This is a genomic window from Ralstonia insidiosa, assembly GCF_008801405.1.
GTDB lineage: Bacteria > Pseudomonadota > Gammaproteobacteria > Burkholderiales > Burkholderiaceae > Ralstonia > Ralstonia insidiosa.
Genome location: NZ_VZPV01000001.1, coordinates 298,681 through 317,515, shown reverse-complemented (window position 1 = coordinate 317,515; position 18,835 = coordinate 298,681). Strand labels below are relative to the sequence as shown.

The following is an 18,835-nucleotide window of genomic DNA, read 5'->3' as shown; positions in this document are numbered from 1 at the left end:
TCCCTTGTGGCGAGAGGCGTCTATGCCACAATCTGGCAACCCAACGAGGAGACGCCCATGACGCAAGCCCCTGCCGAGGTCAACGCGGTTGAAAGCCGCCAGCGCATGAAGGACCACACCGAGCTGTTGGTCCGGACCTGGTTACCCGCGCCCGACAGCGGCGAACCGCGCGGTACCGTCATCCTCGTTCACGGCATGGCTGAGCACAGCGGGCGTTATCCCCATGTGGCCAAGGTGCTCACCGATCTTGGCCTGCGCGTACGGGCCTTCGACCTGCGCGGCCACGGCAAGAGCGGCGGCCCGCGCATGGCGCTGGATGCGCAGGACAACTACCTCACCGATCTCGCAGAGATCATCGACGCGGCCGTCGCCGAATGGCATGAAATGCCGTTTGTGCTGGGGCACAGCATGGGTGGGCTGATCGTTGCGCGTTTCACGACGGCGCGTATCCGGCCGGTGCGTGGCGTGCTGCTGTCATCGCCCGCGCTGCGCGTGAAGCTGCCGCCAGGGGCGGGCATTGTGCGCGGCATTCTTTCCGCACTGGCGCCGCGGTTGGCGGTGCCCAATCCTGTGGATCCGTCCAAGTTGTCGCATGATCCGAGCGTCGGTCCTGCCTACCGTGCCGACCCACTGGTGCAGAGCACGATCAGCGCTTCGCTGCTCGAATTCATGCTCAATGCGATTACGCAGGCGCAGCAGGATGCGCCTCGTTTGGAAGCGCCGATGCTGCTGATGGCGGGTGGTTCTGATTCGATTGTTGATCCGTCTGGCAGTCGGGATTTTTATGCGAATGCGCCGGAAGAATTGCGCACGCTGGCGTGGTTTGATTCGGGGTACCACGAGATCTTCAATGAGGCTGAACCGCTGCGTGGTGAGGTGTTTGGGAAGATGACGGAGTGGCTTTCTTCTCGGATTTGATTTGGGCCTTAGTGGTCCATCTGCCTTTCGTACCCTGCCGGGCACGACTCACTTTTCTTTGTCTTGCCAAAGAAAAGTAAGCAAAAGAAAGGCGCGCCCGAGATGGCGAAAGACCCCTTGGATTTTTGTCGCGGGGAGGGAGAGGAGGCAAACTCGCTTCGCTCAGACAGCCTCCTCTCTTTATCCTCCCCGCAACAAAAATCCAAGGCGCCATCAAGGGCAGGAACGTCAAAGGACAAACCGACGGAATGCATACGTGAACACCAAGGCAATTCTTGGCAGTGAGCAGGCATACGATGGTTTGCTTTACCCTTGCCCTAGATGGCGCCTTGAATTTGTGTAAGCGGGCGGAAAAAAGACGGGGAACTGTTTGAGCGCAGCGAGTTTTCCCCGTCTCCGCCCGGTTACGCAAATTCAAGGGATGTGTCGCCATCTCGGGCGCGCCTTTCTTTGCTTACTTTCTTTGGCAAGACAAAGAAAGTGAGTCAGCCCCGGTAGGGGATGAAACAAGGGATGCACCACGAGAACAAAAAACAAAACCCAGCAACACCAAAGAGAAAAAGCACGGAGACATGGAAACCTACGACTACATCATCATCGGCGCAGGCTCCGCGGGCTGCGTCCTCGCCAACCGTCTGACGCAAGACCCCGACGTCTCTGTGCTGCTGCTGGAGGCCGGCGGCAAAGACGATTACCACTGGATCCACATCCCCGTCGGCTATCTGTACTGCATTGGCAATCCGCGCACCGACTGGCTCTACCGCACCCGCGAAGAACCCGGCTTGAATGGCCGCTCACTCGGCTACCCGCGCGGCCGCGTGCTGGGCGGCTGCTCGTCGATCAACGGGATGATCTACATGCGCGGTCAGCGCGAGGACTACGACGGTTGGGCTGCCACCACCGGCGATGCTTCGTGGAAGTGGGACGCCGTGCTGCCGCTCTTCAAGGCCAGCGAGAACCACCACGGTGGTGCGAACGAATGGCACGGCGCCAGCGGCGAATGGCGCGTTGAAGCGCAACGCCTGCAGTGGCAAGTGCTGGAGACCTTCATCGAAGCCGCCGTGCAGGCCGGCATCCCGCGCACGAGCGACTTCAACCGTGGGGACAACTTCGGCGTCGGCTATTTCGAGGTCAACCAGAAACACGGCATCCGCTGGAACACGGCCAAGGGCTTTCTGCGCCCGGCATCGCAGCGGCCCAATCTGACCATCGTGACCGGTGCGCAGGTGCGCTCGCTCACGTTTGACGGCAAGCGCTGCACGGGGGTGACCTATCGCGGGGCAGGGCAGGACTACACGGTGGCCGCGCGTGAAGAGGTGATCCTCTCGGCTGGGGCGATCAACTCGCCGCAGTTGCTGGAGCTGGCGGGCATCGGCCAGCCGGAGCGGCTGCAGGCGCTGGGCATCCACGTGCGTCAGGCATTGCCGGGTGTGGGCGAGAACCTGCAGGACCATCTGCAACTGCGCAGCGTGGTGAAGGTGCACGGTGTGCCGACGCTCAACACGCGCGCCGCCAACTGGTGGGGCAAGGCGCTGATCGGCATGGAGTACGCGTTCAACCGCAGCGGGCCGATGAGCATGGCGCCATCGCAGTTGGGGGTGTTCGCGCGTTCGAACCCGCAAGTGGCGCGGCCGGATGTGGAGTACCACGTGCAGCCGCTCTCGCTCGACAAGTTTGGCGATCCGCTGCACGCGTTCAACGCCTTCACCGCCAGCGTGTGCAACCTGCGGCCGACCTCGCGTGGCACGGTGCACGTCACCTCGGCGGATCCGTTTGCGGCACCCGTGATCGCCCCCAATTACTTATCCACAGAGGAAGACCGCAAGGTCGCCGCCGATTCACTGCGCCTCACGCGCCGCATCGTCGCGCAGCCCGCCCTGGCGAAGTACCGACCGGAGGAATACCTGCCAGGCCCCAGTTACCAGACCGACGAAGACCTCGCCCGCGCCGCCGGCGATATCGGCACAACCATCTTCCACCCGGTCGGCACGTGCCGCATGGGGCGGGCGGATGACGCGGGTGCGGTGGTCGATGCGCAGTTGCGCGTGCACGGCATCGAGGGACTGCGCGTGGTGGATGCGTCCGTCATGCCGACCATCACCTCGGGCAATACCAACTCGCCGACGATCATGATTGCGGAGAAGGCGAGCGAGATGATTCGGGCGGCACGCAAGGCGCGTGCACGCGGCGAGCCGGTGGCGGCCTGACGCCGGTTTGCGGGCCGATGACACGGGCGTGACACGCGCCGGTGTCATATCGATAGGCAATCGGTATTGCTCCGATACGTAACTCTACGTAACCCTCGTCTGCCAGCCGCAAAGCCAGTACCGGCGCGGGTTTCGGGGCCGTAAGCGACGCGTAATCGTCTTGGTACAAACCCCGATGTTTTGCGACGCAACAGCCGTTGACAATCGTCCGCACCAAAAAAGAGGCGGGAGACCAGAGGGAATCATGGCGCAGGACATCATTCTCGAAACGCGCGGACTGACCAAAGCCTTCAAGGGCTTTACCGCCGTGTCCGACGTCAACCTGCGCGTGCAGCGTGGGTCCATCCATGCGCTCATCGGCCCGAACGGTGCCGGCAAGACAACCTGCTTCAACCTGCTGACCAAATTCCTGGTGCCCACGCGCGGCACCATCCTGTTCAACGGCATCGATATCACCGCGGAAAAGCCGGCGCAGATTGCGCGGCGCGGCGTGATCCGCTCGTTCCAGATCTCCGCCGTGTTTCCGCATCTGACGGTGATGGAAAACGTTCGCGTTGGACTGCAGCGCCAACTCGGTACGGCATACGCATTCTGGCAAAGCGAGCAATCGCTCAATGTCTTGAATGACCGCGCAATGGCGCTGCTCGAACAGGTGGGCCTGACGCAGTTCGCGCACACCGTGACGGTGGAGCTGCCCTACGGCCGCAAGCGCGCGCTGGAGATTGCCACCACGCTGGCGATGGAGCCCGAGCTGATGCTGCTCGACGAGCCCACGCAGGGCATGGGCCACGAAGACGTGGACCGCGTGACGGAGCTGATCAAGCGCGTGTCCGAAGGCCGCACGATCCTGATGGTGGAGCACAACATGAACGTGGTGTCCTCCATCGCCGACAAGATCACGGTGCTGCAGCGTGGCCAGATCCTGGCCGAAGGCCCGTACGAAGACGTCTCGAAGAATCCGCAGGTGATGGAAGCCTATATGGGCACCGCCGATGCGGCGCTGGAAGGCCACTGATCAGCGCTGACTGATCCGCGATGCGGCCGCACGCTGCATGACTGAACGCTAGACCCGAACACACGAGAACACTGCATGAGCACGCCCGCGCTCCAGATCAAGGACCTGCACGCCTGGTACGGCGAATCGCACATCCTGCATGGTGTCGACCTGACCGTGAACCGCGGCGAGGTCGTCACGCTGCTCGGCCGCAATGGCGCGGGCCGTACCACCACCCTGCGCGCGATCATGGGCCTGGTGGGCTCGCGCAAGGGCTCAATCGTCGTGCACGACGCCAGCGGCCAGGGCATCGAGACCATCGACCTGCCGACGCACAAGATTGCCCATTGCGGCATCGGCTATTGCCCGGAAGAGCGCGGCATCTTCTCCAGCCTGTCGTGCGAAGAGAACCTGATGCTGCCGCCGGTGCTGAAAGACCAAGTTGCCAAGAGCGGCAACCCTGGCATGAGCATCGACGAGATCTACGCGATGTTCCCCAACCTGAAGGAGCGTCGTCAGAGCCAGGGCACGCGCCTGTCGGGCGGCGAGCAGCAGATGCTGGCGGTCGGGCGCATCTTGCGCACCGGCGCGAACCTGCTGTTGTTGGATGAGATTTCCGAAGGGTTGGCCCCGGTAATCGTGCAGGCACTGGCCCGCATGATCCTGATGCTCAAGAAGCGTGGCTACACGGTGGTGATGGTGGAGCAGAACTTCCGCTTTGCCGCGCCGCTGGCCGATCGCTTCTATGTGATGGAACACGGCCGCATCGTCGAGCGTTTCGAGGCGGCGCAGTTGCAGGACAAGATGCCGGTGCTGCACGAGCTGCTCGGCGTTTAACACGTTGTCGATATCGATTTGCTTCACCACCGCGCGACGCGTCACAAGCGATGCGCGCACTACAGGAGACAAGACCATGACACTCAAGAAGCTGGCTGGTGCATTGATGGCGGCAGGGCTGGGCGTAGCGGCATTCGGTGCGCACGCGCAGGTGAGCGGCGACAAGGTGAAGATCGGCTACATCACCGACCTCTCTGGCCTGTATGCCGATATCGACGGGCAGGGCGGTGTCGAGGCCGTGAAGATGGCGATCGAGGATGCGGGTGGCAAGGTGCTCGGCAAGCCGATCGAACTGGTCACGGCCGACCACCAGAACAAGGCTGACATCGCCGCTTCAAAGGCGCGCGAGTGGATGGATCAGCAGGGCATCGACATGCTGCTGGGCGGCACCAACTCCGCCACATCGCTGGCGATGAGCAAGGTGGCGGCCGAGAAGAAGAAGGTGTTCATCGGCATCGGCGCCGGCACAGCCCGCCTGACCAACGAGGAGTGCACGCCGTACACGATCCACTACGCGTACGACACGGTGGCGCTGGCCAAGGGCACCGGCAGCGCGGTGGTCAAGCAGGGCGGCAAGTCGTGGTTCTTCCTGACCGCCGACTACGCCTTCGGCCACTCGCTGGAGAACGACACTGCAGCCGTGGTGAAGGCCAACGGCGGCACGGTGGTGGGTTCGGTCAAGCATCCGCTGTCGGCGTCGGACTTCTCGTCGTACCTGCTGCAGGCGCAGTCGTCCAAGGCGCAGATCCTGGGCCTGGCCAACGCGGGCGGCGACACGATCAACTCGATCAAGGCGGCCAAGGAATTCGGCATCACCAAGTCGATGAAGATCGCCGGTCTGCTGATGTTCATCAACGACGTGCATAGCCTGGGCCTGCAAACCGCCGAAGGCCTGCTGATGACCGACAGCTGGTACTGGGACATGAACGACGCCACGCGCAAGTTCGCCAACCGCTACTTCATGAAGATGAAGAAGATGCCGAGCAGCTTGCAGGCCGCCGACTACTCGGCCGTGTCGAACTACATCAAGGCGGTGGCCGCCGCCGGCACGGACGATCCGGACAAGGTGATCGCGCAGCTCAAGAAGACCAAGATCGACGACTTCTACACCAAGGGCTACATCCGCCAGGACGGCCGTGGCATCCACGACATGTATCTGCTGCAGGTGAAGACGCCGGCCGAATCGAAGAAGCCGTGGGATTACCTGAAGGTCGTGGCAACGATTCCGGGCGAGCAGGCGTTCGCCACGCAGGCGGAATCGAAGTGCGCGCTGTGGAAGAAGTAAGCGTGTAAGAACCGGCGCCGCTGTCCAATGGAGGGCGGCGCCGTCAATTGTGTTGGTGTGGTGTTCTCTTCTTGACCGCGATGGAAATCTTTGGCGTTCCGCTACCGGCCATGCTCAGCCAGCTGCTGCTGGGCCTGGTCAACGGTTCCTTCTATGCGATGTTGAGCCTGGGCCTTGCGGTCATCTTCGGGCTGCTCAACGTCATCAATTTCGCGCACGGGGCGCTGTTCATGCTGGGCGCGGTGCTCACGTGGATGGGGTTCTCGTATCTGGGTGTGCCGTACTGGGCGATGCTGGTGCTCTCGCCGCTGGTGATCGGCCTGCTGGGCATGGTGATCGAGCGCACGCTGCTGCGCTTCATCTACAAGCTCGACCATCTGTACGGCCTGCTGCTCACGCTGGGCGTGACGTTGGTCATTGAAGGCGTGTTCCGCGCCATCTACGGCGTGTCGGGCCTGCCGTATGACACGCCCCAACCGCTGCAGGGCGCCACCGACCTCGGCTTCATGATGCTGCCCAACTACCGCGCGTGGGTGGTGGTGGCCTCGCTGGCGGTGTGCTTCGCCACGTGGTTCATGATCGAGAAGACCAAGCTGGGTGCGTACCTGCGCGCCGGCACCGAGAACCCGAAGCTGGTGGAAGCCTTTGGCGTGAACGTGCCGCTGATGGTCACGCTCACCTACGGCTTTGGCGTGGCGCTGGCGGCGTTTGCCGGTGTGCTGGCGGCACCGGTCATCCAGATTTCGCCGCTGATGGGGCAGAGCATGATCATCACCGTGTTTGCGGTGGTGGTGATCGGCGGCATGGGCTCGATCATGGGCTCCATCCTCACCGGCCTCGGCCTGGGGGTGATCGAAGGGCTGACCAAGGTGTTTTATCCACAGGCGTCGGCCACGGTGGTGTTCGTGATCATGGTGCTGGTGCTGCTGGTGCGTCCGGCCGGCCTGTTCGGTAAAGAGAAATAAGCGAAGCGGCACGATGCAAAACACTTCTTCCCTCAAATACGTCCTGTACGGCCTGCTGCTGGTGGCGCTGATTGCGGCGCCGCTGGTGGGTGCGTACCCGGTGTTCGTCGCCAAGCTGCTGTGCTTTGCGCTGTTTGCGTCGGCGTTCAATCTGCTGCTGGGCTACACGGGGCTGCTGTCGTTCGGGCACGCGGCGTTCTTTGGCGGCGCGGGCTACGTGGCCGGCTACATGATGCGCGACCTGCACGTCACGCCGGAACTCGGCCTGCTGGCCGGCACGGCGGCAGGCGCCTTCATCGGCCTGGTCGTCGGCCTGCTGGCCATCCGCCGCCAGGGCATCTACTTCGCGATGATCACGCTGGCGCTCGCGCAGATGCTGTACTTCTTCTGCCTGCAGGTGCCGTTCACCGGCGGTGAAGATGGCCTGCAGGGCGTCCCGCGCGGCAAGCTGTTCGGCATGCTGGACCTGTCGTCCGACATGACGCTGTACTACGTGGTGCTCGTCATCGTCGCGCTGGCCTTCCTGCTGATCGTGCGCACGATCCACTCGCCGTTCGGGCAGATCCTGAAGGCCATCAAGGAGAACGAGCCACGCGCCATCTCCCTCGGCTACGACACCGACCGCTTCAAGCTGCTGGCCTTCGTGCTGTCGGCGGCACTGACCGGGCTGGCCGGCTCGCTCAAGACGCTGGTGCTCGGCTTCGAGACGCTGACGGACGTGCACTGGTCAATGTCCGGCTCGGTGATCCTGATGACGCTGGTGGGCGGCCTGGGCATCCTGTCGGGCCCGATCCTGGGTGCGGCACTGGTGATTGCGCTGGAAAACAAGCTGGGCGACATCGGCACCTTCCTGGCGGGCGCCACCGGCATCGACGGCTTCAACGTGCTGGGCGAATCGGTCACGACGGTCACGGGCGCGATTTTCGTGATCTGTGTGCTGACCTTCCGCCGCGGCATCATGGGCGAAATTGCTGCGCGGCTACCTTGGTTGCGGCGCTAGGGTCACAATGACCGCAAATGGCGTCGCACTCCCCCCGAAAGGATGATCTTGGCGCCGATTTGGTGCTTAGTGCACCGTAAGGGTTTGCTCTAGTTGTTGCGTTGCGGTGCATTCTTTACAGTCTCGTTACGGTTTTCGCACGAGATAAATGAGGCGGGAGCGAGGAGACGACAGCACACACCGCACGAAACGGTGGAGATGCTAAATAGAACAGAGGCCCTGCCAGGCGATCCCCGGCAGGGCCTTTTAGTTTGTGCCTTCAGTGCGCGGCGCTCGCCGCCAACAGAGCCCGGCCCCGGGCGCTGACCGTCACAAGATGTTGCTCTGGTGACGACCCGGGCGCGCAGTCCACCAGCCCGTCGATGCACGCATCTTCCCAGATCGACAAACGCGGACACGACGTTCGCCAAGCCTCCAGCACTTCGGTATAGGGCCTCGGCCGTTCGACCAGTGACTGCAGCAATTGCAGGGTGAGGGCACGGGTCGGGTCGGTCATGGTGGGCTCCGTTTGCGGGTTATCCACATATCCACATATCCACATACCCACAGTCTCGTCGGCGCTGGCTTACAAGAGAAATGCATTCGGAGTCGACGCCTATGCGGGCGCTGCATGACAATGGCGTCTTCGCTTCGAGCCGCCCATGACCCTGTCCACCCGTCTTGCCACGCCGGATGACCGGCCCCGCCTGTTGGCTGCCATCGCATCGAGCGCGTCACCGCTGCAATTGGCGCATGCCGTCGATACGCTGCTCGCGCACCCGAGCGCGCATCCTTGCTTCCTCGTTGAGGCGGACGACGGGGCATTGGTCGGTGTCGCGCCGATCACGCTCGTACCGCACCTGGCGCTGGGCGGGTTGGTGGCGTGGCTGCCAGTCGGCGTGATGGCGTTTTCCGACGACGTGGTTACGCGTGACACTGCCTTGGCTGCCGTCAATGAGTACGCCCGCGCACATGGCATACTCCACGTCCTGCTGCCGCCTGCAGCGCTTGCCGCGTATGACGCCACCGCGCTCGGCTTTGCGCCGGATGCGTCCGGTTGCTGGCGGCGTAGCGCGCGTCCGTCGCCCAAATCGCTGGGCTAGTCCTTCCCGCTCACCTGTCTGTCTCTACTCCCCTGATGGAATTCGCTTTGCTCGCCGTGGCCGGCTTTCTGGCTGGCCTGATCGATGCCGTGGCCGGTGGCGGCGGCCTGGTGCAGATTCCCGCACTGTTCTCCGCGTACCCGAACATTGCGCCGGCCACGCTGATCGGCACCAACAAGGTCGCGTCGATGTCGGGCACGGCCACGGCGGCGGTGCGCTATGGGCGGACGGTACGCATCTACTGGGGTGCGACGGCGCCAGCGGTGGTCACGGCGTTCGCATTCTCGCTGCTGGGCGCGTGGGCGCTCGTGCACATTCCCGCCGAGCCGCTGCGCCGCGCGCTGCCGTTCGTGCTGGCGGCGCTGCTGATCTACACGGTGGCCAAGAAGAACCTGGGTGCAGAACACGCCCCTAGCCTCGCAGGTTGGCGCGAGCGCGCAGCGGCACTGCTGGCCGGTGCCGTCATCGGCTTCTACGACGGTGTGTTTGGTCCGGGTACGGGTAGCTTCCTGATGATCGTGTTCGTGCGCGTGTTCGGCTACGACTTCCTGCACGCATCCGCCTCCACCAAGATCGTCAATCTGGCGACCAACGTGGCGGCCTTGCTGCTGCTTGCCGCCAAGGGCCACGTGTGGTGGCAGCTTGGCCTGGTGATGGCGGTGGCCAACGTGGCCGGCAACCAGGTCGGCAGCCACCTTGCGCTGCGGCACGGCAGCCGCTTCGTGCGCAAGGTGTTCATCGTGGTGGTGCTGGCGCTGATCCTGAAGACGGCTTACGACGCGTTTATCCGCTGAGGTTTACACGCCCAATTGCGTGTCGAGCGCCACGGTGCGCTCGGTGATCACATCGCCCGTGTGTTGCGTGGTCACGGTTTCGATCAGCATGATCCCGCACTCTTCGTCGGCCGCATCCACACTCGGGCAGTGGCGCACACCGCGCGGCACCACGCAGAATTCACCGGGGCCGAGGTGCACGTCGGCGCGGTCTTCGAAGGCGATCTTCAGGCGGCCGTAGACCACGAAGAACAGCTCATCTTCGTTCGGGTGGTCGTGCCAGACGAATTCTCCCTTGAGCTTGGCGACCTTGATGTACTGGTCGTTGACCTGGCCGACGATGCGCGGCGACCAATAGTCCGTGACCTGTTCCAGCGCGTTTGCGACCTGCACCGCGTGTCCTGCGAGCATGATGGGCTCCGATGTGTGGGCCGTGGGGAGGCCCTGAAGATAAGGGCGCGCCTGGCGCATTCCCAACCAATCTTTCTAATCGCACGGATCACGCGGGCTAATGCCGGCGCGCGCGCCGATGGCGCTGTCACCGGTTTGACGCATGCGCGCACTACGCTGCAAGGTTCCGCCTTCATCTGTGCAGCAGCACCATGGCCCTGAGCCTCGACGACATCCAAACGCTATTCGACCGCCACGGTGACATCGCCTACAGCGGCGAGCCCGTCACCCAGCTTGAACACGCGCTGCAGACCGCCGCGCTGGCGGAGCAGGCGGGGGCATCGGATGCGCTTACTACCGCTGCGCTGCTGCATGACCTCGGCCACCTGCTGAACCTGCAGGGTGATACGCCCACCGCGCACGGCATCGACGATCAGCACCAGTACTTTGCGCTGCCGTTCCTGCGTGCGACGTTTCCTGACGCGGTGCTGGAGCCGATCCGCCTGCACGTGGATGCCAAGCGTTGCCTGTGCGCGATGGACGCGCATTACTACGCGCGCCTGTCGGCCGATTCCGTGCGCAGCCTGGCGCTGCAGGGTGGCGTGTTCTCCGCGGAAGAGGCTGAGGCCTTCATGCAGCGCCCCTACGCGGCGGACGCACTGCAACTGCGCCGCTGGGACGACCTCGCCAAGGTGGCGGGCCAGTCGACGCCCGATCTCGCGCACTTTCTGGCGACGGCTGCGCGCGTCTCAAACGCAGCGTAGGCTGCGCAGCGTCGTGCCCACGGCCTCATCCCACGGGGTGTGCGGCTCGGCGCCCAGCGTTTGCACGAGCTTGGCGTTGTCCATGCGTACCGGTTGCTGCCACAGATAACGCATTTCGCGCATCTCGCGCATCGTCTCTGAAAACGGCGACAGGACCGGCAGAATCCACCACGGGAAGATGCGCGTCTTCACCGAGCGGCCAACGCTGTGACCGATCGAGCGGGGCATCTGCGTGCCGTCGGCGTCCCAGTGGCCACGCATGTGATAGACCGCGAAAGCGGGCAGGCGGTCGCCTTGCTCGACCAGGCGCAGCATCGTTTCGGCCACATCCGGCAGATACGCCCATTGGTGCCCGACGCCGCGTGCGTTAGGGACGGTGACGGTGCCGACAGCCTTGCCCGGCCGCACCAGCGCGGCGGCAAACCAGTTGTTGCCCGTGTGCGGTCCGAAGAAGTCGCCCGCGCGCACGATCAGGCTGCACACGCCATTGGCGCTGGCGGCCTGCATGCGGCGCTCCAGTTCCACGCGAATCTTCCCCTTGCGTGTGAGCGGCTGCTGCACGGTGTTCTCGCGCAGCACGGGAAAGGTGTCGGGCGCAAAGTTGTACACCGTGCCGGGCAGCACAATGCGCGCGCCAGATGCGCGGGCCGCGGCGATGGTGTTGTCGATCATCGGCAGCACCTGGCCAGCCCAGTTCTTGTAGCCCGGCGGGTTGACGGCGTGGATGATCAGCTCGGCGCCTTGTGCGGCTCCGACCACGTCCTCGCGCACCATGGCATCACCTCGCACCCACTCGAAGGCGGTGTTGCGATCCACCAGCGCATCCGGATTGCGCTGCAGTGCGCGCACGTGCCAGCCGCGTGCCACCAGACGCCGTGCTACCTCGCCGCCAATGCCGCCGGTGGCGCCTAAGACCAATGCGATGCGCTTTGCTTGTTCCATGACCGTGCTCCCGAGTGAGTGTTGCGATGGAGGCATTCTGGTCGCGCTTGTGCTTCAATGGAATTGTTGATGATGAGCGTGCAGCTATACGAATTTGTATGATTGAATCAGGGGCATTCACCGAGCCGGGCTGGGAGCTGTATCGGACCTTCCTCGCCGTTGCGCGGGAGGGTTCGCTATCAGGCGCGGCGCGCGCGCTGGGGCTGACGCAGCCCACGGCCGGGCGCCATGTCGATGCGCTGGAACAGGCGCTGGGCCTGTCGCTATTCATCCGTACCCAGCAGGGGCTGAGCCCGACGGAGGCGGCGTTGTCCTTACGTCCTTTCGCAGAATCGCTTGAGGCCACCAGCGCCGCCTTGCTGCGCGCCGCATCCAGCCAGGGCGAGGGCGTGCGCGGCACCGTGCGCATCACCGCCAGCGAGGTGGTGGCGGTGGAAGTGCTGCCGCCGATCCTCGCCGATCTGCACGCTGCGTACCCGGAACTGACGATCGAGCTGGTGCCGTCCAACCGCCTGGAAGACCTGCTGCGCCGCGAAGCCGACATCGCCGTGCGCATGCAGCCACCGACACAGGGCGTGCTGGTTGCGCGGCAACTTGGTGGCATTGAGCTGGGGGCGTTTGCGCACCGGTGTTATCTGGAGCGGCGCGGTGTGCCTGCCACGCTGGGTGATCTCGCGGGGCACACGTTGATCGGCTACGACAAGGAGAACGCCTTCCTGCGCGGCGTGCGTGCGCAGCTACCGTGGATTCAACGCAACCGCTTCGCACTGCGCACCGACAGCGATCTCGCAGCGATTGCCGCGTTGCGCGCGGGTTTCGGTATCGGCTTCTGCCAAGTGGGATTGGCGCAGCGCAATCCGGATCTCGTGCGCCTGTTTGTTGACGAGGTTTCGATCACGCTCGACACGTGGCTCGCCATGCATGAAGACCTGCGCGACAGCCCGCGTTGCCGCGCGGTATTTGATGCGCTGGCAGTGGGGCTGCAACGCTACATCAACGGCAATTGAGCGGTCGCTATCTGCCTTGGCGCAACGGATCGAGCAGGCCTTTCAGGCCGTTGTGATCCAGCTCCTGCATCAGCGCCAGCAAGCGGCCGATCTGCCCCGGTGGAAAGCCCTCGCGCGCGAACCAGTTCAGGTAGTGGCCCGGCAGATCGGCGATCAGCCGGCCCTTGTATTTGCCGAAGGGCATTTGCGTGGTGACGAGGCGTTGGAGGTCTTCGGGTTGCATGGGCGCTATTGTGCCGTGTCAGCGTGAGGCGGCCGCGACAATCAACACCGCCAACACCACGCACAACGGCGAATACCCCCACGTATCCCGCCGCGCAAACACACTGCCGCGCACCCGCTTGAAGAAGCCGACATAGCGGAAGTCCCCCACCGCACGCAGCACAAAGATGGCGGCGAGCACGAAGGCGCCAACGCGCAGTACCCCTTGCGGAACCGGTGCGGCCAGGATGCCAGCCGCAGCAGCCACCCAGGCCGCCATGGCAAGCAGGATCACCGCGATCGATGCTGTGCCAATCGCGCTCGGCTTGAACACCGGTGCGCCACCCACCGACGGCAGTGCAGCCTGTTTGCCGGCGACGCCGCCGGCTGCCCAGTACAGATGCGTCAAACCGAGGAAGGCGAGCACTGCGCAAGCGATACGACCAGCAACGAGGGCGAGGAACATGATGGTGGCTCAGAGGGGGATGGCCCGAGTGTAGTCAGCCATGTCGCTTGCTGCGACGGCTACGGTGTCGCACCCTGCGCCGGCACACGCGCTGCCACCTGCTCCAGCAGATGCGCCACAAAACTGGAGAGCTTCGGCAACGGCCGCCGATCCTGCCGATACACGATGTGGATCGGCCGCGGCTCCGGCGCGTACGCCTGCAGCACGCGCACGAGCTTGCCGTTCGCCAGGTCCTCGGCCACCAGCACTTCCGGCTGCAGCAGCAGGCCGGCACCCGCAATCGCCGCCATGCGCAGGCCGTGGCCGTCATTGCACGTGAAGGCCGGATCGTCGCGCCAGGGCGTGTCGCCTTCCCACCCGCGCAACTGCCACGCATTGCGGTTGTTCCACACCATATGCGAGAGGCAGCGATGCTGTGGCAGGTCCGCTGGTGTTTCAGGCCGCCCATGCCGCGCCAGGTAATCCGGCGATGCGCAGATGACCATGCGATACACGCACAGCGGTTTGGCCACCAAGTCGGCATCACCTAGCGCGCCGATACGGATGGCGAGGTCGAACCCTTCGTCGACGAGGTCGACCATGCTGTTGCTCAGGTTCAGTTCCACACGCACTTGCGGATGCGCTTGCTGGAACGTCGCAGCCAACGGAGCGATGACGCAGGCGCCGAAGGTGGTCGGTGCGCTCACGCGCAGCGTGCCCGAGGGCGATGCGCGTAGCCGCTCGACGGAGGTCTCTGCCCAGCGTACCTGCTCCAGCACGCGCTTGGCGTCTTCGTAGAACACGCGGCCGGCATCGGTCAGGCTCTGACGGCGCGTGCTGCGCTGGAGCAGGCGTGCGCCGAGCCGCGTCTCCAGCTCCTGCACGTACTTGCCGACCATCACCGCCGACATCTCTAGCCGCGCCGCCGCCTCGGTGAAGTTGCCGCCTTCCACCACGGCGATGAAGGTTTCCATGCTGCGCAGCTTGTCCATATTCCGAACTGGTGATTAGGAATGGCCGAAGTTACCACGGCTTTATCGCATGCAGAGTTCGGCGAAGAATAGGCGCTATTCCAACCAGATTTGCGAAGGAGCACAGCATGAAGATCGTCGTGATTGGCGCCAGCGGTACCTTAGGCCGCGCCGTAGTCGCCGAATTGGAGCAGGGTGGGTCGCACGAAATCATCCGCGTGGGCCGTACGCAGGGTGACCACCAGGTCGACATCACCAACGCCGACAGCGTGGCCGCGCTGTTCGACAAAGTCGGCCGCGTGGACGCCATCGTCTCCACCGCCGGCAATCTGTTCTTCGGGCCGCTGACCGAGATGTCGGCGGCGGATTTCAACATCGGCCTGCAGGACAAGCTGCTCGGCCAGGTGCGCCTGGCGCTGGTCGGCCAGCACTACTTGAACGATGGTGGATCGATCACGCTCACCACGGGCATCGTCGGCCAGGAGCCGATTGCGCAGGGCGCCAACGCGACGGCGGTGAACTCGGCCGTCGAGGGCTTCGTGCGTGCCGCCGCATGCGAGTTGCCGCGCGGCATCCGCATCAACGCGGTCAGCCCGACCGTGCTGACCGAATCGATGGGCGCCTACGGCCCGTTCTTTCCCGGTTTCGAACCGGTGCCGGCGGCGCGTGCAGCACTGGCGTACCGGCGCAGCATTGAGGGCGTACAGAGCGGGCGGGTGTATCGGGTGGGTTGATCTAGCAACCGAGAATCTATCGCGACTTGCCGGAGTGTTAATGCTCTGGTCTATTTTATTAATTCGTGTTGTGCACTTTGAAGATTGCATCCGCCAGTCGCGAACCCGTCGAGACAAGTTTGGAAAGAACGCGAAGCTGCTCGATGCTTGCCAGTTTGTTTGTTCTTTGAGGGTAATTGATAGAGTGATCAATTTCGCCCCATGCCTCTTCAAAGAGCGTTCTTACCTGCACCTCGCAAACCAAATTCTCTTGGTGATTGGCGGGTGCAATAAGATAGTGAACGCTGGTGTAATACGATGGTTTTAGCGAGGTCCTGATCTTGAAGCTTTTAAAATAATCGGCGGATTCTGGATCCCAGGTGTACGCAATCGGCTTTTCAGCTAGGCGCCAGTTCTTCGATTTTATTTTTTGCAATATGAAATTATGAATATGCTCGAATTGGCTTTGATGCAGATGCAGCACACGCAAGCCGGCAAGATCCGTTATTTCCGAGAACAGATTTTCTTGTGTGATGGTTCGCCCATCCAATCGCTTGCGGTGAATTTTGTCCGCTAGATGAGCTTCATCTTTTAGACGGCTTCGCAAAGAGTGAATTATGGTTGGGGTTCCAGTATTAAGATCTGCACAAGACGAAAATTCAGCTTGAACAGATTGAAGAAATAACTCAAAAAATCTCTTTTTCTTTGAGTACAAGGCGATCAAGTCGCGATTTTCTTGGTCATCGAAATGGTCTGTCAGTGGCACGTTGTCACCCTATCAGCTTGATGCGCTCAATTAGGGATTCTGAGAATGAGTGATATTTTGATTCTGTTGCAATAATATCGGGCTTTTGACCGTTGATGGTATTCTGATGGTCTTTGTCCAACTCTTTTACAAGTGGAATCTTCCACATGGGAACTCGATAATGCTGCGCGAGGGTCGCAAAGGTGTTGTGTCCGTGCATAATTGACTCGCCCCCAATTGGCTCGGCTAGAAGTGCATCACTAATATCCTGGCGGATGTCCTCGCCGATGTGTCTATGGATAACGGCGGGAATTTCGAGTGCATATTTTAGATGTGCCTGTGCGAGATTCCACTTTGAACCTGCTTTGGTATATTTTCTGGCGTTATAGATTGTATATCCAAGGAAGCGAACGAATTTCTGCGGAAAAAGCTTTCGCTTATCGCTGGATATTAGTTTATAGATGATTTCAAATTCTTCATGCCATTTCCGTAAGGAGTTTCCGATATTTCGAATTCCGTATAGCGAAAACATATCGGGGGCGGCGGGAACAAAGAAACCATCAACTGTTGAAATAATAATCTTGTTTAGTGCACCCAGACTCGGGGAAGTATCAATGATTATGTAATCGTACTTACTCTTTTTCGCGTACTCTTCAGCAATGTTTCGAATCTTTGTGATCGTCCGAATGGCAAGGGCATCACCTCGATATGCGTCACTCCAGCGGGTAGAGACCTTTTCTTCAAATTCGTGAATTGAGAGACGTCCTGGAACAAGGTGAAGGCTCGGGGTAATTTTGTGCGGGGGAGGGAGTTTGTCGAACTCGCCGGTGCCGTCAATTGTAGGCTGCAGGAGATAGTGGAGCGATCGGGTTTTGTTGTGCAGAGCATCGAGCTCGCTGGCTTTCTTTTTCTTTCGAAATTGCTCAATGCCAATCTCAATGCACTCATCTTCTTCCTCCCAGATGTTGTGTATCTTCTCGACGGGGATTGAGTAGATTGTGAGATTACATTGAGGATCTGCATCCAGCAGCAGGACTTTGTGACCAAGTTCACTTAGAGCGTGGGCAAGGTGGAACGTGAGCGTGGTTTTTCCTACGCCGCCTTTGTTATTGAAAACCGAAAGCAGTTTCATGTTTTACGAGTCCAGTTGCTGTATTGCGGCTTGAGTGTTAGATCGTCCGCGCCTACTACCATTATGGCAAATTTGGCAGTATGGAATGTTATGTTGGTTTTCTTAGTATGACATTGAACAACTGCTGGTTTATTGAAAACCCCTCTCTGGCGGTAATTGCGTAGCATAACGGGTATCTCCCCCTTGCCCGCGCGGCGTGACTCCTTCTAGACTCCTTCATCCCCGACCCATCGGTCGGTGAATTCCCAGAGTTCCAGATCAAGGGCGGGCACAGAACCCGCCCGCACACTTCAGGAGACGGCATGAAGGTTTCGCGCGCCACCCGCATTGCACTCGCTGCCATGGCACTGTTGGCGGGTACAGCATTCGCCCAGGTCAAGGTCGGGATCACGGTGTCAGCCACCGGACCGGCGGCTTCGCTGGGGATTCCCGAAAAGAACACGGTAGCGCTGCTGCCCAAGGAAATCGCGGGCAAGAAGATCGAGTACATCGTCCTCGACGATGCGTCTGACACCACCACCGCCGTCAAGAACACGCGCAAGCTCATCACCGAAGACAAGGTCGATCTGGTGATCGGCTCGACCGTCACGCCCAACTCGCTGGCAATGGTGGACGTGGTGGGCGAGAGCGAAACGCCGATGATCACGCTGGCCGCCTCCGCACGCATCATCGAGCCGATGGACGCCAAGCGCGCGTGGGTGTTCAAGACGCCGCAAAACGATTCGCACATGGCGACCGCCATTGCCGAGCACATGGCCAACCACGGTGTGAAGACCGTTGCGCTGATCGGTTTTGCCGATGCCTATGGCGATTCGTGGGCGCAGGAGTTCGACAAGGTGGCGGGGCTGCGCAAGCTGAAGGTCGTGGCCAATGAGCGCTTTGCACGTACCGATACGTCGGTGACGGGGCAGGTGCTGAAGATCATGTCGGCCAATCCGGATGCGGTGCTGATCGCAGGCTCAGGTACGCCGGCCGCGCTGCCGGAGCGCGCGCTCAAGGAGCGCGGCTACAAGGGCAAGCTGTATCAGACGCACGGCGTGGCGAATGCCGACTTCCTCCGCGTGTGCGGCAAGGATTGCGAGGGTACGTTCCTGCCGGCCGGGCCGATCCTGGTGGCGGAGCAACTGCCTGACAGCAACCCGGTGAAGAAGCCGGCGCTGGCGTACAAGACGGCGTACGAGAAAGCGTACGGTGGTCAGGTCTCGACCTTCGGCGGCCATATGTGGGATGCGGGGCTGCTGCTGGCGAACGCGATGCCCGAGGCGCTGAAGAAGGGGCAGCCGGGTACGCCGGCATTCCGCAAGGGGCTGCGGGATGCGATGGAGGCGACGACCAATCTGGCGATCTCGCACGGCGTGATGAACATGAACGCCAAGGATCACCTGGGCCTGGACCAGCGCTCGCGGGTGATGGTCGAGATCAAGGACGGCAAGTGGAAGCTGCAGAACTGACGACGTAGCAGCC

At 62.1% G+C, this 18,835-nt stretch carries 21 protein-coding genes; 13 read left to right on the top strand and 8 right to left on the bottom strand.

The features are described from left to right. The first annotated feature begins 57 nt into the window (after positions 1 to 57). From F7R11_RS01535 to F7R11_RS01495, 7 genes are all read left to right on the top strand, one after another. Positions 58 to 918, top strand: a complete 861-nt coding sequence (locus F7R11_RS01535; protein WP_064805774.1) for an alpha/beta hydrolase — start codon at positions 58 to 60, stop codon at positions 916 to 918. A gap of 572 nt (positions 919 to 1,490) precedes the next feature. Then, positions 1,491 to 3,125, top strand: coding sequence for a GMC family oxidoreductase (locus F7R11_RS01520; protein ID WP_064805772.1), 1,635 nt, complete (start codon positions 1,491 to 1,493; stop codon positions 3,123 to 3,125). 244 nt (positions 3,126 to 3,369) lie between these two features. Further along, complete coding sequence (locus tag F7R11_RS01515; protein ID WP_064805770.1) at positions 3,370 to 4,140, top strand: ABC transporter ATP-binding protein; 771 nt, start codon at positions 3,370 to 3,372, stop codon at positions 4,138 to 4,140. Between the two features lie 75 nt (positions 4,141 to 4,215). Continuing rightward, entirely contained in the window at positions 4,216 to 4,956 is a 741-nt protein-coding gene (locus F7R11_RS01510) for an ABC transporter ATP-binding protein (RefSeq protein ID WP_021197136.1), read from the top strand. Positions 4,957 to 5,032: 76 nt separating this feature from the next. Further along, positions 5,033 to 6,241 carry an ABC transporter substrate-binding protein gene (locus F7R11_RS01505; protein WP_064805768.1) on the top strand — a complete coding sequence of 403 codons (1,209 nt, stop codon included), beginning with the start codon at positions 5,033 to 5,035 and terminating at the stop codon, positions 6,239 to 6,241. Between the two features lie 80 nt (positions 6,242 to 6,321). Beyond that, positions 6,322 to 7,206, top strand: coding sequence for a branched-chain amino acid ABC transporter permease (locus F7R11_RS01500; protein WP_064805766.1), 885 nt, complete (start codon positions 6,322 to 6,324; stop codon positions 7,204 to 7,206). A 13-nt stretch (positions 7,207 to 7,219) separates the two neighbouring features. After that, on the top strand, positions 7,220 to 8,206 hold the full coding sequence (locus F7R11_RS01495; protein ID WP_064805764.1) for a branched-chain amino acid ABC transporter permease: 987 nt from the start codon (positions 7,220 to 7,222) through the stop codon (positions 8,204 to 8,206). Positions 8,207 to 8,465: 259 nt separating this feature from the next. On the opposite strand, the gene F7R11_RS01490 is transcribed toward F7R11_RS01495, so the two are convergent. Continuing rightward, complete coding sequence (locus F7R11_RS01490) at positions 8,466 to 8,702, bottom strand: hypothetical protein (RefSeq protein WP_064805762.1); 237 nt, start codon at positions 8,700 to 8,702, stop codon at positions 8,466 to 8,468. Positions 8,703 to 8,847: 145 nt separating this feature from the next. Between F7R11_RS01490 and F7R11_RS01485 the strand changes: the two genes are divergently transcribed. Together F7R11_RS01485 and F7R11_RS01480 are read left to right on the top strand one after the other, a co-directional pair. Further along, on the top strand, positions 8,848 to 9,288 hold the full coding sequence (locus F7R11_RS01485) for a hypothetical protein (protein WP_064805760.1): 441 nt from the start codon (positions 8,848 to 8,850) through the stop codon (positions 9,286 to 9,288). A gap of 35 nt (positions 9,289 to 9,323) precedes the next feature. Beyond that, a complete protein-coding gene (locus F7R11_RS01480; RefSeq protein ID WP_064805758.1) occupies positions 9,324 to 10,082 on the top strand; it encodes a sulfite exporter TauE/SafE family protein in 759 nt (252 codons plus the stop codon). Between the two features lie 3 nt (positions 10,083 to 10,085). Here F7R11_RS01480 and F7R11_RS01475 read toward each other — a convergent pair whose 3' ends face one another. Beyond that, positions 10,086 to 10,472, bottom strand: a complete 387-nt coding sequence (locus tag F7R11_RS01475; protein ID WP_064805756.1) for a cupin domain-containing protein — start codon at positions 10,470 to 10,472, stop codon at positions 10,086 to 10,088. Positions 10,473 to 10,663: 191 nt separating this feature from the next. Here F7R11_RS01475 and F7R11_RS01470 point away from each other — a divergent pair, with 191 nt between their 5' ends. Then, entirely contained in the window at positions 10,664 to 11,215 is a 552-nt protein-coding gene (locus F7R11_RS01470; RefSeq protein WP_064805754.1) for a phosphonate degradation HD-domain oxygenase, read from the top strand. On the opposite strand, the gene F7R11_RS01465 is transcribed toward F7R11_RS01470, so the two are convergent. Further along, the gene (locus tag F7R11_RS01465) at positions 11,201 to 12,157 is read right to left on the bottom strand and encodes an SDR family oxidoreductase (RefSeq protein WP_064805752.1); all 957 of its coding nucleotides are present in this window, start codon (positions 12,155 to 12,157) and stop codon (positions 11,201 to 11,203) included. The genes F7R11_RS01470 and F7R11_RS01465 overlap by 15 nt on opposite strands. A 98-nt stretch (positions 12,158 to 12,255) precedes the next feature. Here F7R11_RS01465 and F7R11_RS01460 point away from each other — a divergent pair, with 98 nt between their 5' ends. Further along, on the top strand, positions 12,256 to 13,164 hold the full coding sequence (locus F7R11_RS01460; RefSeq protein ID WP_064805750.1) for a LysR family transcriptional regulator: 909 nt from the start codon (positions 12,256 to 12,258) through the stop codon (positions 13,162 to 13,164). Positions 13,165 to 13,171: 7 nt separating this feature from the next. Here F7R11_RS01460 and F7R11_RS01455 read toward each other — a convergent pair whose 3' ends face one another. From F7R11_RS01455 to crgA, 3 genes are read right to left on the bottom strand one after another with little or no spacing between them, the layout of a single operon-like run. Beyond that, entirely contained in the window at positions 13,172 to 13,387 is a 216-nt protein-coding gene (locus F7R11_RS01455; protein ID WP_021197147.1) for a DUF3820 family protein, read from the bottom strand. An 18-nt stretch (positions 13,388 to 13,405) separates the two neighbouring features. After that, complete coding sequence (locus tag F7R11_RS01450) at positions 13,406 to 13,831, bottom strand: DUF3995 domain-containing protein (protein ID WP_064805748.1); 426 nt, start codon at positions 13,829 to 13,831, stop codon at positions 13,406 to 13,408. Positions 13,832 to 13,890: 59 nt separating this feature from the next. After that, entirely contained in the window at positions 13,891 to 14,802 is a 912-nt protein-coding gene (gene crgA / locus F7R11_RS01445) for a LysR family transcriptional regulator CrgA (RefSeq protein ID WP_064805746.1), read from the bottom strand. Between the two features lie 77 nt (positions 14,803 to 14,879). On the opposite strand from crgA, the gene F7R11_RS01440 reads away from it, so the two are divergent. After that, positions 14,880 to 15,515 (top strand): short chain dehydrogenase, encoded by a 636-nt coding sequence (locus F7R11_RS01440; RefSeq protein ID WP_279630099.1) that lies wholly within the window; start codon positions 14,880 to 14,882, stop codon positions 15,513 to 15,515. 58 nt (positions 15,516 to 15,573) lie between these two features. Here F7R11_RS01440 and F7R11_RS01435 read toward each other — a convergent pair whose 3' ends face one another. After that, positions 15,574 to 16,260, bottom strand: a complete 687-nt coding sequence (locus F7R11_RS01435) for a RelA/SpoT domain-containing protein (RefSeq protein ID WP_104577689.1) — start codon at positions 16,258 to 16,260, stop codon at positions 15,574 to 15,576. A 4-nt stretch (positions 16,261 to 16,264) separates the two neighbouring features. Beyond that, positions 16,265 to 17,371, bottom strand: a complete 1,107-nt coding sequence (locus tag F7R11_RS01430) for a ParA family protein (protein ID WP_064805742.1) — start codon at positions 17,369 to 17,371, stop codon at positions 16,265 to 16,267. A 302-nt stretch (positions 17,372 to 17,673) separates the two neighbouring features. Between F7R11_RS01430 and F7R11_RS01425 the strand changes: the two genes are divergently transcribed. Beyond that, positions 17,674 to 18,822, top strand: coding sequence for an ABC transporter substrate-binding protein (locus tag F7R11_RS01425; RefSeq protein WP_064805740.1), 1,149 nt, complete (start codon positions 17,674 to 17,676; stop codon positions 18,820 to 18,822). Positions 18,823 to 18,835 lie beyond the last annotated feature (13 nt).